The 13,854-nt window shown below is 63.4% G+C and carries 14 protein-coding genes; 3 read left to right on the forward strand and 11 right to left on the reverse strand.

From position 1 onward, the window contains the following. On the forward strand, positions 1-1,119 hold the full coding sequence (locus X744_RS168215) for a P1 family peptidase (protein ID WP_023756839.1): 1,119 nt from the start codon (positions 1-3) through the stop codon (positions 1,117-1,119). A gap of 70 nt (positions 1,120-1,189) precedes the next feature. Here the strand turns inward: X744_RS168215 and X744_RS168210 are convergent, their stop codons facing one another. The 11 genes from X744_RS168210 to X744_RS168160 form a co-directional block, all read right to left on the reverse strand. Then, on the reverse strand, positions 1,190-1,444 hold the full coding sequence (locus tag X744_RS168210) for a DUF768 domain-containing protein (protein WP_023756840.1): 255 nt from the start codon (positions 1,442-1,444) through the stop codon (positions 1,190-1,192). 447 nt (positions 1,445-1,891) lie between these two features. Next, on the reverse strand, positions 1,892-2,890 hold the full coding sequence (gene doeB, locus X744_RS168205; protein ID WP_023756841.1) for a N(2)-acetyl-L-2,4-diaminobutanoate deacetylase DoeB: 999 nt from the start codon (positions 2,888-2,890) through the stop codon (positions 1,892-1,894). A gap of 5 nt (positions 2,891-2,895) precedes the next feature. After that, complete coding sequence (gene doeA, locus X744_RS168200) at positions 2,896-4,074, reverse strand: ectoine hydrolase DoeA (RefSeq protein WP_023756842.1); 1,179 nt, start codon at positions 4,072-4,074, stop codon at positions 2,896-2,898. A gap of 38 nt (positions 4,075-4,112) precedes the next feature. Further along, positions 4,113-5,105 (reverse strand): ectoine utilization protein EutC, encoded by a 993-nt coding sequence (gene eutC, locus X744_RS168195; RefSeq protein ID WP_023756843.1) that lies wholly within the window; start codon positions 5,103-5,105, stop codon positions 4,113-4,115. Continuing rightward, complete coding sequence (gene eutB, locus X744_RS168190; RefSeq protein ID WP_198032167.1) at positions 5,102-6,091, reverse strand: hydroxyectoine utilization dehydratase EutB; 990 nt, start codon at positions 6,089-6,091, stop codon at positions 5,102-5,104. Before eutB ends, eutC begins: the two co-directional genes overlap by 4 nt. A 5-nt stretch (positions 6,092-6,096) precedes the next feature. Continuing rightward, on the reverse strand, positions 6,097-6,876 hold the full coding sequence (eutA, locus tag X744_RS168185; protein ID WP_023756845.1) for an ectoine utilization protein EutA: 780 nt from the start codon (positions 6,874-6,876) through the stop codon (positions 6,097-6,099). A 3-nt stretch (positions 6,877-6,879) separates the two neighbouring features. Then, on the reverse strand, positions 6,880-7,539 hold the full coding sequence (gene ehuD, locus X744_RS168180; protein ID WP_023756846.1) for an ectoine/hydroxyectoine ABC transporter permease subunit EhuD: 660 nt from the start codon (positions 7,537-7,539) through the stop codon (positions 6,880-6,882). 34 nt (positions 7,540-7,573) lie between these two features. Next, on the reverse strand, positions 7,574-8,233 hold the full coding sequence (gene ehuC, locus X744_RS168175) for an ectoine/hydroxyectoine ABC transporter permease subunit EhuC (RefSeq protein ID WP_023756847.1): 660 nt from the start codon (positions 8,231-8,233) through the stop codon (positions 7,574-7,576). A gap of 165 nt (positions 8,234-8,398) precedes the next feature. After that, a complete protein-coding gene (ehuB, locus tag X744_RS168170; protein WP_023756848.1) occupies positions 8,399-9,250 on the reverse strand; it encodes an ectoine/hydroxyectoine ABC transporter substrate-binding protein EhuB in 852 nt (283 codons plus the stop codon). Between the two features lie 86 nt (positions 9,251-9,336). Beyond that, positions 9,337-10,122: an ectoine/hydroxyectoine ABC transporter ATP-binding protein EhuA gene (gene ehuA, locus X744_RS168165; RefSeq protein ID WP_023756849.1), complete on the reverse strand. Its 786-nt coding sequence runs from the start codon at positions 10,120-10,122 to the stop codon at positions 9,337-9,339. Between the two features lie 124 nt (positions 10,123-10,246). After that, on the reverse strand, positions 10,247-11,632 hold the full coding sequence (locus X744_RS168160) for a PLP-dependent aminotransferase family protein (RefSeq protein ID WP_023756850.1): 1,386 nt from the start codon (positions 11,630-11,632) through the stop codon (positions 10,247-10,249). Between the two features lie 82 nt (positions 11,633-11,714). Between X744_RS168160 and X744_RS168155 the strand changes: the two genes are divergently transcribed. Beyond that, a complete protein-coding gene (locus tag X744_RS168155) occupies positions 11,715-12,206 on the forward strand; it encodes an Lrp/AsnC family transcriptional regulator (RefSeq protein WP_023756851.1) in 492 nt (163 codons plus the stop codon). 131 nt (positions 12,207-12,337) lie between these two features. Further along, positions 12,338-13,831 carry an NAD-dependent succinate-semialdehyde dehydrogenase gene (locus X744_RS168150; RefSeq protein ID WP_023756852.1) on the forward strand — a complete coding sequence of 498 codons (1,494 nt, stop codon included), beginning with the start codon at positions 12,338-12,340 and terminating at the stop codon, positions 13,829-13,831. Positions 13,832-13,854 lie beyond the last annotated feature (23 nt).

A 13,854-nucleotide genomic window follows, 5' to 3' on the forward strand; every position in this document is an offset into this window, starting at 1 on the left:
ATGACCGACAATCCGAACCATCTGGCAACGCCTTCAGGCAAACCGCGCGCGCGAAGTTTTGGCATCGTCTTCGACGGGACGCCCGGGCCGTGCAACGCGATCACCGATGTGCCCGGAGTGGCGGTCGGTTACGCGACGCTGATTTCCGGCGACGGCGCGCTCGTCGTCGGCCAGGGACCGGTGCGCACCGGCGTGACCGCGATCCTGCCCAGGCCGCGCGCCGATCTTGCCACGCCGGTCTTCGCCGGCATCTTCAGCCAGAACGGCAATGGCGAACTGACCGGCTCGCACATCGTCGAGGAAACCGGCGCTTTCAACTTCCCGATCACCATCACCAACACGCATTCCTGCGGTGTCTCACGCGACGGCACGCTGCGCTGGATGCAAAGCGTGCTGCCGACGGCGCTCGACAGCGCCTGGGGCCTACCGGTAGCGGCGGAGACCTATGACGGCTTCCTCAACGATATCAACGGCCACCATTTGACTTTTGAGCACGTCGCCCATGCTCTTGACGGTGCGACCGGCGGACCGATCGAGGAAGGCAGCGTCGGCGGCGGCACCGGCATGATCACCTTCGGCTTCAAGGCAGGTTCAGGGACCGCGTCGCGCTTCGTCGAATGGCAAGGCCATGGCTACGCCGTCGGCGCCTTCGTGCAGTCGAATTTCGGCAAGCGACACAATTTTACCATTCGTGGTCTGCGTGCCGGGCTGGAACTCGTCGAACCGGCGATCCGCGAAGGGGCGCCGCGCGCCGAAAAGGGCTCGATCATAGCCGTCATCGCCACCGATGCGCCGTTCCTGCCGCACCAGATGAAGCGGCTGGCACGCCGGGTGCCGCTCGGCGTCTCCATGACCGGCGGCTTCGGCTACCACAGCTCCGGCGACATTTTTCTCGCCTTCTCGACCGCTAATCCCGCAGCGGCTCTGGTACCGTCAGGCACCATCGCCAGTGCCGAGTTCATCCCTGACACAGACATCGATCCGTTTTTCGACGCGGTGATCCAGGCCGTGGAGGAAGCGATCCTCAACGCGCTGGTCGCCAATGACGACATGAGCGGACGCGACGGCAATTTCGTGCCGGCGCTGCCGAAGGCGTGGCTGAAAGAAAAATTTGGCTGAAATTGATCGTTGAAACGAAAACGCGGGCCAAGCAAGCCCGCGTGTTTCATACGGGGTCGCCCCTATTTGATCATTCCGCTGCTTTGCTGGTCGCCTGCTGGCGCTCGTCGGCCTCGGCTGCTTCCTCGAGCCTGGATGCGATGAGTTCCTTGATGTCGCCGACTTCCTCCTGGATATCTTCCAGGGGTATGCCGACTTCGGCCGCCTTGGCGGCGCATTCCTTGGCCAGTGTCTCGGCCTGCTTCTCGATCCGGGCCTCGGAAGGCTGGCAGTGGACCTTCTCACCGATCCATTCCTGCAAGAACTCGATCGCATGTTCACTCATACTGCTGTTCCCTTGCGGCAAAGCCGGTTGGTAATCATAAACGTCGGCACCCCGCAAAGGATGCATGTCCCCATTCCAGCCGAGTCGCGGGCAGTCGGCAAGCCAATGCCGTCCAACGTCCACAGAGCCATAGGAAATCGAGGGGTCAAGAGCATTTTCTGATTCTGGAGGGTCGGTACCGTAGGCTGGGTTACGCCCAGCGTCGCGCCACTGTTTCTATTTGCTTTTTTCCGGTTTTCGAGCCGATTTTCGTCACAATAGATGGCGCAACTCACAACACATTTACAGTCGCTTCGAGGTCGCTGCCCTCAGGCGCGCGGGTCGAAGCCGCCGCTATATAGTGGCATCCTCAGGCAATGTCGACTCCGCTCGCCATCCTGCTTCTTTCCGCCGCGCCGAGGGGCGGAAACAAGCCAAGGATGGACAAGCTTGCCGCAGGTTCAAGCTTCAGACGTGCACAGCCACGACCGCCGCGCAGTCGCCGGCCTTGACCAGGCCGGGGAAATGCCGCGCCGCCAGCATGCCCGACATTTTTGCCAGGATTTCCTGGGGGGCTGCGCCGGTGCGACCGGTGGAATGGATGCGGGCAAGCACCGCGCCTTCTTCGACCGGCTCGCCAAGATCGACCATGGTTTCGATCATGCCGTCTTCCTCGGCGAACGAAAAACAATCGCCCGACGGCATGTCGAGCCACTGCGTCGGGCTCTTCTCGACCGCTCCGGCAACGATGCCGGTATGACGCAGCACATTGAGAATACCGCGCCGCGCGATCCGTACGGTTTGCGCACGCGAGGTCCCGCCGCCACCAAGTTCGGTGCTGACAAAAACCTTGCCCATCTCTTCGGCTGCCGTGTCGTACATGCCGACTGAATCAATCTCGATCATGCGCATCGAAAACGGCGCGGAAAATGCCGCAACCGCCTCGAAGGCTTTCTGCTCCAGTGCCTTGTCCGGCAAAGTATGCGCGGCGCAGAACGGCACGAAGTCCAGCGTCCTGCCGCCGGAATGGAAATCGAACACGATGTCGGCGCGAGGCAGCAACTCACGTTGAAAATAGTCGGCGATCTTCTCGGTCACCGTGCCGTCCGGCCGGCCGGGGAAACTGCGGTTCATATTGCCCTTGTCGATCGGCGAGGTACGCGTGCCGGCGCGGAAGGCCGGATAATTCATCGCCGGCACGATGATCACGGTGCCGCTGACATGCTTGGGATCGAGCGTGCGGGCGAGGTCGTAAAGCGCCAGCGGCCCCTCATACTCATCGCCATGGTTGCCGCCGGTCAGCAGTGCCGCCGGCCCCTTGCCGTTGCGGATGACGCAGATCGGGATCATCACCGAGCCCCAGGCCGAGTCGTCTCGACTGTAGGGCAGGCGCAGGAAACCGTGCTGGACGCCGTCACGGTCAAAATCCACCGTCGGCGCGATCGGTGATGGGCGTAGACTCGACATCGGGTTCAATCCTTCACCACGAGTTTGCGCGGCACGTTGGCCAGGCACTCTACACCGGTTTCGGTGATCAGGATGGACTCGGTGATCTCCAGTCCCATCGTTTCCAACCACAGGCCGGTCATGAAATGGAAGGTCATGCCGGGCTTGAGCTCGGTGCGGTCGCCGGGACGCAGACTCATCGTGCGTTCGCCCCAGTCCGGCGGATAGGACAGACCGATCGGGTAGCCGGTGCGGTTGTCCTTGACGATGCCGTATTTCTTCAGCACGCCGAAGAAGCCATTGGCGATATCCTCGCAGGTGTTGCCGGGTTTCGCTGCGGCCAGGCCCGCTTCCATGCCCTCCAGCGTCGCCTTCTCGGCATCGAGGAATTCCTGCGTCGGCTTGCCGAGGAAGACGGTGCGCGACAGCGGACAGTGATACCTGTTGTAGCAGCCGGCTATCTCGAAGAAGGTGCCCTCGCCGCGCCGCATCGGCTTGTCATCCCAGGTCAGGTGCGGCGCCGAAGCGTCGGCGCCCGACGGCAGCAATGGGACGATCGCCGGATAGTCCCCGCCGATACCATCGACGCCGCGCGTGCCGGCATCATAGATCTCGGCAACGAGATCGCATTTGCGCATGCCGACCTCGATCTTGTCGAAGATGCGCTGGTGCATCGCTTCGACGATGCAGGCAGCCTTGCGCATATAGTCGATCTCGGTCGGGCTCTTGACCGCGCGCTGCCAGTTGACCAGCGCGGTGGCATCGACGAAGCGGGCGTTAGGCAGATGCTTCTGCAGCGATGCGAAGGCGGCGGCCGAAAACCAGTAATTGTCCATCTCGACGCCGATGGTGAGTTGGCCCCAGCCGCGATCGGCAAGCACGCTGGACAGAAAGTCCATCGGGTGGCGCTCTGTCGACTGCACATAGTGATCGGCATAGCCGACGATGTTGTCATGCGCGAGATAGGCGGTGCGCTTGGCGCCGTTGGCGTCCTGGCCGCGGCCGTACCACACGGGCTCGCCCGAGGGCGGCACGATGACGGCCTGGTGTACATAAAACGACCAGCCATCATAGCCGGTCAGCCAGGCCATGTTGGAGGGATCGCTGACGATCAGGAGATCGACGCCCTTCGCTTCCATGGCTTTCCGCGTCTTGGCCAGGCGATCCGCGTATTCGCCTCGCGAGAATTTCAGGTTCGGCTGCATTGTTCTTGGTCCTCGTTTGTTGGGCCTTGCGGCCAGCATCAGCTTTCGAAAATGGTTCCGGAATTTGCCGCCCGCGCGCGGTCGCGGGCGAGCGTGGCGATCGCCGTGTCCTGCACCCCGGTGCCGGTCAGATCGGCAATGGTGATGTCGCTGGCCGAGCGCCGGCCATGCCGTTCGCCGGCGATGACCTGGCCGAGTTCGGTCACCTCTTCCTCGGCGGCCATTACACCCGCCGCAATGGCATGATGCAGTTCACCCAGCCGCCTTGTCTGGATGGCGCTGTCGGCGACATAGAGATCGGCCATGCGCAGGATTGCCGGCGCAATCTCGTTCTTGTGCTCGGCATCGGAGCCCATCGCGGTGACGTGCTGGCCCGCGGAAACAAACCCCGCCTTGAGCAGCGGCTCGGTCGACGGCGTGGTGGTGACGATTATATCGGCGCCGGCAACCGCGTTTGCGGGATCGGGTTCGACGCGCACGGCGATGCCGAGCTTTTCGCGCAATGCGCCAGCAGTCGTCTCAGCCTTGACGGCATCACGCGCCCAGATGCGTGCCTCGGCGATCGGCCGCACCAGCATGAGTGCTTCGAGCTGCAAGCCCGCCTGCACACCGGCGCCGAAGATCGCTGCCACTGAGGAGTCCGACCGCGACAGATGTTTGGCCGCGACCGCGCCGGCGGCAGCCGTGCGGACATCGGTGAGATAGCCATTGTCGAGCAGCAGCGCTTCGACCAAACCGGTTTTCGACGACAGCAGCACCATCATGCCGTTGACGCTGGGCAGGCCAAGCTTGGGGTTGTCGAAGAAGCCGGGGCTGATCTTGATGGCGAAGCCGTCAATGCCTGGCACATAGGCGGTCTTCACGTCGACCTCGCCACGATGCTCGGGAATGTCGAGCCGCAGGATCGGCGGCATCGCCACCGGCAGAGTGGCGAGCGCGAGGAAGGCATTTTCGACGCAGGCGACCGCATCGAGATCCAGCGTCACGATCGAGCGCAATTCGGCTTCGGTAAGGATCGTCATCCGGCTCATATGGCATCCTCCTTCAACGATGGCGCCTCGCAAACGATCCTGCGGTGCGCATTCATGTCGATGTTGCGGCCGGAGAGAAGCACGACCACCGGCCCATTCGCCCCGACCTTGCCGGCGAGCAGCGCGGCGATCCCGACCGCGCCGGCGCCCTCGACGATCTCGCGCTCCTGCGCATAGGCGTGGCGGATGCCGGCGGCGATCTCGTCCTCGCTTAGCAGGATGACATCGTCGAGCAGGTCGCGGCACATGGCGAAGGTCAGCCGGTTGTCGAGGCCGATGCCGCCGCCGAGCGAATCCGCCAGCGTTGGCAATTCTTCCACCAGCACCGGGTGGCCGGCATCGAGACTGGCCTTCATCGCCGCACCACGCGCCATCGAGACACCGATGATTTTTGTCCCGGGGCTGACGCCTTTGATGGCTGCGGCAACGCCGGAGGCGAGCCCGCCGCCGGAGAGCTGGACCAGAACGAGAGCAGCATCCGGAACCTGCTCGATCATCTCCAGCCCAAGCGTGCCTTGCCCGGCGATGATGGAAGGATGATCGAAGGGCGGCAGCATCACCAGCCCTTCCTGCGCGACCAGTCGCTCGACCTCCTGCTGGGCATCGTCCTGGCTGTTGCCGACGATGCGGACCTCCGCGCCAAGCCGGCGGATTTCGTCGAGCTTATTTCCCGGCACCAGCCGCGACATGCAGATCACGGCGCGCAGGCCTTCGAGCTTTGCCGCGTGCGCCAGCGCCCGACCATGATTGCCGGTCGAGGCCGCGACCACGCCCCGCGCCTTCTCATTAGTGCTCAGCGAAGCGACCGCATTGGAGGCGCCACGCAGCTTGAAGCTGCAGGTGATTTGGCGATGTTCGAGCTTGAGGTAAATTTGCGCGCCCAGCCGTTCGGAAAGACTCGGGGATAGCACGGTCGGGGTACGCTCGACCTTGCCTGCAATACGCTCACGCGCGGCGCGAATGTGCTCAAGGGTTACCCGTGTCATGATCATCAATCACGCGGCAGTGGCAGTGTCATCAGACGGCCGAATTCAGGACGCTGCGCGTCATCTCCACAAAGCCGCAAACAATTCCAGGCTGTCGCCTGGTTGCTGGTCACTACGGGGCGGCCAATCGCCTTTTCGATGCCCGTGACCGCGATTGCAGCGCGCAGCGCCGTGCAGGACACGAACAGGGCATCGGCGCTGGCTTCCGTCGCCTCACGCGCGAGATCGACAAGCTTTGCCGGGGCAATGCGCGCCATCTCGCGATCGTCCTCGAACCCGAGACAGGTGAAGCTGGCGATGTCGAACCCTTGCGCGGCGAAATAGGCGGCCATCGGCCTGGATGTCTCGACCGTGTAGGGCGTGAGAATGCTGATCTTGCGTGCACCCAGCGCACGCAGCCCGCGCACGCCGGCCATCGGCGGCGTGACGACTGGTACGCCGGGTTTGGCGGCCTGGACCGCGGCCTCGATCTCGGCATCGCCGATCACCACCGAGGCCGACGTGCAGGAATAGCAGATCGCATCGAGCGGTTCGTCGGGCAGGATCAGGGCCGCGCCTGCCGTCAGCGCCGGCTGCATCTTGCGCAGATTTTCTGGTGTCGTCGGGTTGGCGTAGGGAATGCGCGCGACATAGACGCCGATCCGTTCGCTCGCCACCATGCGGCGAAAATCCGGCTCGCTGGTGTGATCGGTGGCAAGGATGATCAGGCCAACGCGCCGCTCAAGCGGGCGCGCATCCAGCGCTGGCCGCTTCTGATAGACCTTGATCTCGGGCAAGAGTTTCACGAACTACCTCTCGATTTTGCCGTAGCGGCGTTCCAGCCAGCGCAGCAGCACCACCGAAAACAGACTGATGACGAGGAAAAAGGCACCGACCAGCGTGATCGGCTCGATGTAGCGATAATAGGTGTTGGCGACGCTTTTCGCCTGGTTCATCAGCTCAAGCACGGTGATCGCCGACAGCAGCGGCGTTTCCTTGAACATGGCGATGAAATAATTGGCAAGCGCCGGGATCATCGGCGGAATGGCCTGCGGAATGATGATGTGGGTCCAGGTTTGCCCGGCGCTCAGATTGCACGCCTTGGCGGCCTCCCATTGGCCGCGCGGCACATTGTCGATGCCGGCGCGGTAGACTTCCGCCGTGTAGGTGCCGTAGTGGAGCCCGAGCCCGATGACGCCGGCCACCAACGGCGGCAGCAGGATGCCGATATCGGGCAGCACGTAGAAGATGAAATAGAGCTGCACCAGCAACGGCGTGCCGCGAATGAATTCGGCCAGGAAGCCGACCGTGCGTGACAACGCCTTGTTGGGCGAGCGGCGCGCCAGCGCGATGCCCAGCCCGACGATCGCCGCCAGCACCGAGCCGAGCAGCGTCGCCAGGATGGTGATCTTCACCCCCTGGATCAGCGTCGGCATGATTTGCCAGACGAAATTCCAATCCCATTCCATCAGCAGGCCCAATTTATCAGAAGGGCATTGGCCATCAGACGCGCACCCCATCGAGGCCGCGCGCCATGCGGCGCTCCAGCGAGCGCACGCCCCATGAGATGAGCAGCGCCAGAATGAAGTAGATGAACAGGATGGTGGTGAACGGCACCATGGTGTTACCGGTCTGCGAGCGTACCACCTGCGCCTGGAAGGTCAGGTCGGCAAGCGAGATCAGCGACACGACGGCGGTCGCCTTGAGCAATTCGATGGCGTTGTTGCCGAAGGTCGGCAGCATCACCAGCAGCGCCTGCGGCAGGATGACGTGACGCATACCTTGCCAGCGGCCAAGATTGAGCGCGGTACAGGCCTCGTACTGTTCGCGGCCGATCGACTGGATGGCGCCACGCACCACTTCGGCGGCGTAGGCACCGACATTGAGGCCCAGCGCCAGCACGCCGGCCTGTAGCGGAGTCAACGAAATACCGATGAAGGGCAGCACGAAATAGGCCCAGAACAACTGCACGAAAATCGAGGTGCCGCGGAAGAATTCGATATAGGCGGTGGCCAGCGCGCGCAGAATGAAGAAGCGCGACAGCCGTCCCATTCCGGCAAGAAAGGCCATGAACAGGGCAAGCACCGATCCCATCAGCGTCAGCTCAATGGTGACAAGCGCTCCCTGCAATATCAGGCCGAAATAGCCGGACCACTGGGTCATCGAGGGTTCCAACGTTAGGTTTAGCTCCTTCTCCCCGTTCACGGGGAGAAGATGCCGGCAGGCAGATGAGGGGCGACGCTAAACTCTCAGAAGTAGGCGCCGCCGCTCATCCGTCACTTCGTGACACCTTCTCCCGTTTACGTGGAGAAGGGTAGAAAGGCGCGCCTACTTCGCCGCGCAGAGCTTGTCGCGTGTCGTCGACATCGCGGCCGCGGCCGAGAAACCGTAGGGCTCAATGATCTTGGCGAACTCGCCCGATGTCTTCAGCTTGGCCAGTTCGACGTCGAAGGCATCGCGCAGCGCCTCGTCGCCCTTCTTGAAGGCGGCACCGTCGCAATAGACCGGCGCGCCCTGCACCGGCGCGATGACTTGGAGGTTTGGATCATTGGCCTTCTTGACCAGGTCGTTGATCGACAGAACAGGCAGCGAGTAGACGTCGATACGGCCATCCTGCAACATCTTCACGCCGCTCTGGCCGTCAGGCACGACGATGACACGCTCGCGTGGCACGCCGGCATTGAGCGCCAGCTTCTCTTCTGTGCCGCCGCCGGGCGCGCCGATGGTGGCGGTCGCGTCCTTGGCAACATCCTCATAGCTCTTGAAACCCTTCGGATTGCCCTTCTTCACCAGCATCGCCTCGGCGTCGCACAGGACCGGTTCCGAATAGGCAACGGCGGCGCAGCGCTCCGGTTTCATGAACAGGCCAGCCGTGACGACGTCGAAGCGCCCGGCCTGCAAGCCGGGGATCATGGCGCCATACTCCGAGATCGAGGCGACGATGTCGGCGACGCCGAGGCGCTTGAAGATCTCGCGCGCCACATCGGGCGCCGCGCCCGAGACCTTGCCGTCGGCAGCGACCGCCGTATAGGGCGGCTCGTTGGCGATGGCGACGCGGGCAAAACCCTGCGTCTTGAGCTGCTCGAGCTTGCTGTCGTCGGCCGAACCGGCTGTCGAGGCGGCCAGCACCGCGGCTAGCGCAAGACCGGCGACGCCGGCCAGAATGCCAAATTTCTTCATTGTTCCCAACTCCTTGTTCCTTGTCCTGCTTTTGTACGGGCGGCGTTGCCGCCTGAAGGACGGTTTCGCCGCCCTTGGCATTGCGGTCAGACGCGATGTCCGGCCGCGATGATCTTCTTCAGGAAGCCTTGCGTACGCTCCTGCTTGGGATTGCGGAAAATCTCGTCGGGCTTGCCTTCCTCAACAATCTTGCCGCGATCGAAGAACAGCACCCGGTCGGCGAAATCATGGGCAAAACCCATCTCGTGGGTGACGAGCAGCATGGTCATGTCGGTCTCGGCGGCGAGCTTGCGCATGACGTTCATCACCTCCTCGACCAGCTCCGGATCGAGCGCCGACGTCACCTCATCGAACAGCATGATCTTCGGCGACAGCGCGAGTGCACGGGCGATCGCGACGCGTTGCTTCTGTCCGCCGGACAACTGCGCCGGCATGCTCTTGGCTTTGTCGGCCATGCCGACCATTTCGAGCAGTTCCATCGCCCGCTTTTCGGCGACGGCGCGCGGCGTGCCCTTGGTCAGCATCGGCGCCAACGTGACATTGTCCATGACGCATTTGTGCGGAAACAGGTTGAACAGCTGGAAGACCATGCCGATTTTCTGGCGCATCCTCGTCAGGTGCCGCTCATCGGCGGGCAGCAACTGGCCGTTGCGCTCCACGTGATAGAGCTGCTCGCCGTCGATCTGGATATGACCGCCATCGATGCGCTCCAACGTCATCAGGATGCGCAGGATCGTCGTCTTGCCCGAGCCCGACGGGCCGATCAGCGCCAGCTTCTCGCCAGGCATGACCTGCATCGACAGGCCGTCCAGCACCTTGAAAGTGCCGAAGCTTTTGGAAATGGCGTCGATGTTGATGATGGGCGTGGGCAATGCGGTTCCCCGTCCTGGAGAGGTCTAGGCTCTTAACGATGCGGAACGCGCAAAATCATGTCAATTGGGAAAATAATACCATGACAATTATTCTAATTCCGCACAATTTCCGAGCACTTGCGGCCTAGATGGCGAGCAACAGATGTTCCGGATCGCCAAGCAAAAGCTTGGTGACAACGCCCAGGCCGGCGCGCAGTTCCCCTTCGGTGGTCGAGCCCAGCGAGATGCGCACGGCCGGCTGCCAGGGCGCATCCGAGATGCGGAAGGATGTGCCAGGTGCAATCGCCACGCCCTGCAGCCGGGCCTGGGCGACAAAGCTCTCCTCGGCGCGGTTGGCCGGCAGCTGCAGCCAGACATGCAGCCCATCGCGCCGGGCGCGATAGTCGACCCCGGCCAGCACCTCCGCCGCGATATCCAGTCGTCGCCGCAGCGCCGCGCGCTGCCAGTGGACAAGCTCCATCGCGGTGCCGTCGGTGACCCATTTCGTGGCGATCTCGGCCACCAGCGGCGTCGCCATCCAGTTCGAGACCAGATGCCGGTTGGCGACGGCGGCGACATAGCGATCGGGCGCGGCGAGATAGCCGATGCGCAGGCCAGGCACCACGATCTTGGTGAAGGAGGTGACGTAGAGCGTGCGCTCCGGCGCAAAGGCGGCAACCGGCGGCGGCCGGTCTTCTACCAGGGGACCGAGCACATCGTTCTCGATGATGGCGATGTCGTGCTTGCGTGCGACGGCGGCGATTTCTTCGCGCCGTCGCGCGTCCATCAGCGTCGCCGTCGGATTGATCACCGAGGGCTGCACGAAGACGGCCCGGATGTCGGAAAGCCGGCACGCCTCGTCAAGCGCCTCCGGAATAAGGCCATTGTCGTCGATCGGCAGGCCTTCGAGGTTGAAGCCGAGATAACGGGCGAGCGGCACCAGCGTGTGGTGGCCGATCGCCTCGGTGGCGACCGTCGAGCCGGGCGGCGCCACGCTCATCAGCGCCACGGTCATGCCGGCGGTGGCGCCGTTGGTCAGGCTGATGTTCTGCGCGGAGCTGTCGAGCCCGCACAGTCTCAGCCATTCGACCGCCACCGCGCGGTGACGTGGAAACACCATATTGGGCCGGAACGAAAGTGCTGAACTCGACGGCAGATTCTCGGCCAGCCAGCCCAAGGCCTGCCTCAACCGCTCCAGATGCATCGGCTCGCAGACCGGCTTCAGGATCGACAGATCGATGACTTCGCCGAGCCGCTCCGGCAGATAGGGCGGTTCCGGCTCGCGGCGCTGCGTCTGGACGAAGCTGCCGCGGCCGATCTCGCCCGAAATCAACCCGCGCCGGATCAGTTCCTCATAGGCGCGGCTGACGGTCTGCACCGAAAGCTTGAGGTCGTCGGCCAGCCGGCGGTGGGTCGGCAGCCGCGCGCCATTGGCCAGGCGCCCGTCATGAATGGCGCGCGCGAACTGGTCGGCAAGCGACTGATACGCTGGCCGCCGGATGAGCTTGGGATCGGGATGCCACAATGTCATGACTTATTAGAGATCGAAATCAGTGCAATTGACAATCGAAATAATGCGCCGTCATGGTGCAGTCGACGAAAAGTGGATGCTGATGACTGCCGCGAAACTCGACCCGATCGACCTGAAAATCCTCGACGCCATCCAGCGCGACGGACGCATCACCAAGCTGGCACTGGCCGAGCAGGTCGGCCTGTCGCCGACGCCGTGCTGGATGCGGCTGCGCAAGCTGGAAAAGGCCGGCATCGTCTCGGGCTACCACGCCAGGATCGCCATGCGCGTCGTCGCACCCGTCGCAACCGTGCTGATGGAGGTGACGCTGGCCAACCACCGCCAGGCCGATTTCGACCGCTTCGAGCGCGTCATCCGCGACATTCCCGAGATCGTCGCCTGCTGGTCCGTCGGCGGCGGCGTCGACTATGTGCTGAAAGTGATGGCACGTGACATCGACGCGTACCAGCGTCTGGTGGATGGCTTGCTCGACCGCGAGATCGGCATCGATCGCTACTTCACCTACATCGTCATCAAGACGGTGAAGGACGAGATTGCGCTGCCTGTAGCGGACCTGTTGCCGGTCTCGCCATAGGGATCGGAGAGATCGTCTCGCCCAAGGACGCAATAGAGAGAAACTCTCTACATCAGGGCATCCAAACAGCCCCTCTGTCTGCATAGGACGAATAGTCTTCCCGCATCAGTCCGAACCGGGAGGCCTCGACCATGTCCGCGCATTTTGCCCGCTCGCATCGCCATGAAGCGCTCGATCGCCTAGCCGACCGCCGGCTGCTTCGTGAGCTCGCCTATATCGATGGGCACTGGACGGCAAGCGAGGCTGCTGAAAGCTTCGAGGTCACCGATCCGGCCACCGGCACGACTGTCGCTTTCGTCGCCGCGCTCGATGCACGGCAGACGACAAAGGCGATCGATGCCGCCGCGCGCACCTTTCCGGCCTGGCGGTCGCTGTTGCCGCAGGAGCGCTCGAAAATCCTGCGAAAATGGTTCGAGCTGATCATTGCCGCCAAGCAAGACCTCGCTTTGCTGATGACGCTGGAACAGGGCAAGCCGCTGCAGGAATCGCTGGGCGAAATCGACTATGCCGCCTCCTTCGTCGAATGGTATGCGGAAGAAGCAAAACGTCTGAACGCCGAGAGCGTCACCAGCCATCTGCCGAACGCCGAAATGATGGTGCGGCGCGAACCGCTTGGTGTCGTCGGCGTCGTCACGCCGTGGAATTTTCCGTCGGCGATGCTGACCCGCAAGGCAGCGGCAGCACTAGCGGCCGGCTGCACCATCGTTGCGCATCCGTCCTCGGAAACGCCGCTGTCGGCGCTGGCGCTGGCCGAACTTGGCGAGCGCGCCGGCCTGCCCGCCGGCGTCTTCAACATCGTCACTGGCAAGGCTTCGACCATCGTCGGACGGATGTGCGAAGATCCACGCGTTCGCGCCATGAGCTTCACCGGCTCGACCGAAATCGGCAGGCTGATCGCCGCCCAGAGCGCGCCGACGATGAAGCGGCTGGTGATGGAGCTTGGCGGCCATGCGCCGCTGATCGTCTTTGCCGACGCCGATATCGACAGAGCGGTGAACATCGCCATTGACGCCAAATTCGCCACATCGGGCCAGGACTGCCTCGCCGCCAACCGCATCTATGTCCAGCGGCCGATCTATGATCGCTTCTGCGCCGCCTTCGCCAGGCGCATTGAGACGTTGCGGACCGGCAATGGCCTTGCTCAGGGAATCGACATCGGCCCGCTGATGCATGAGCGCGCCGTCAAGAAAGTCGAGGAACAGGTCGCCGACGCGCTCACCCATGGCGCGCGCTGCCTCGCCGGCGGCGCGCGGCATCAAGCCGGGCCGTTGTTCTACCAGCCGACGCTGCTGGCCGATGTCAGCGATGAAGCGCTGATCATGCGCGAGGAAACGTTTGGACCGGTTGCCGCCGTGACGCCGTTCGACAGCGAGGACGAGGTAATCGCCCGCGCCAACGCCACCGAATATGGCCTCGTCGCCTATGTCGTGACCGAGAACGGCGCCCGCCAGCAGCGCATGGGCCGCGCGCTCGACTACGGCATGGTCGCCATCAACCGCGTCAAGATCACCGGCGCGCCGATACCCTTCGGCGGCATCAAGCAATCCGGCATCGGCCGCGAAGGCTCGCGCCACGGGCTCGAAGCCTTCACCGATCTGAAGTATCTCTGCCTGGACATCTCGTAAATCGTCCGGCCATCCCTCAAGGA

It is taken from the genome of Mesorhizobium sp. LNHC252B00, assembly GCF_000502955.1.
Classification (GTDB): domain Bacteria; phylum Pseudomonadota; class Alphaproteobacteria; order Rhizobiales; family Rhizobiaceae; genus Mesorhizobium.

Bases quoted from the DNA above. Each gene is read 5' to 3' on its own strand.
- X744_RS168215 (WP_023756839.1), top strand. From the start codon at position 1: ATGACCGACAATCCGAACCATCTGGCAACGCCTTCAGGCAAACCGCGC.
- X744_RS168210 (WP_023756840.1), bottom strand. From the start codon at position 1,444: ATGAGTGAACATGCGATCGAGTTCTTGCAGGAATGGATCGGTGAGAAG.
- doeB (WP_023756841.1), bottom strand. From the start codon at position 2,890: ATGTCGAGTCTACGCCCATCACCGATCGCGCCGACGGTGGATTTTGAC.
- doeA (WP_023756842.1), bottom strand. From the start codon at position 4,074: ATGCAGCCGAACCTGAAATTCTCGCGAGGCGAATACGCGGATCGCCTG.
- eutC (WP_023756843.1), bottom strand. From the start codon at position 5,105: ATGAGCCGGATGACGATCCTTACCGAAGCCGAATTGCGCTCGATCGTG.
- eutB (WP_198032167.1), bottom strand. From the start codon at position 6,091: ATGACACGGGTAACCCTTGAGCACATTCGCGCCGCGCGTGAGCGTATT.
- ehuD (WP_023756846.1), bottom strand. From the start codon at position 7,539: ATGGAATGGGATTGGAATTTCGTCTGGCAAATCATGCCGACGCTGATC.
- ehuC (WP_023756847.1), bottom strand. From the start codon at position 8,233: ATGACCCAGTGGTCCGGCTATTTCGGCCTGATATTGCAGGGAGCGCTT.
- ehuB (WP_023756848.1), bottom strand. From the start codon at position 9,250: ATGAAGAAATTTGGCATTCTGGCCGGCGTCGCCGGTCTTGCGCTAGCC.
- X744_RS168160 (WP_023756850.1), bottom strand. From the start codon at position 11,632: ATGACATTGTGGCATCCCGATCCCAAGCTCATCCGGCGGCCAGCGTAT.
- X744_RS168155 (WP_023756851.1), top strand. From the start codon at position 11,715: ATGACTGCCGCGAAACTCGACCCGATCGACCTGAAAATCCTCGACGCC.
- X744_RS168150 (WP_023756852.1), top strand. From the start codon at position 12,338: ATGTCCGCGCATTTTGCCCGCTCGCATCGCCATGAAGCGCTCGATCGC.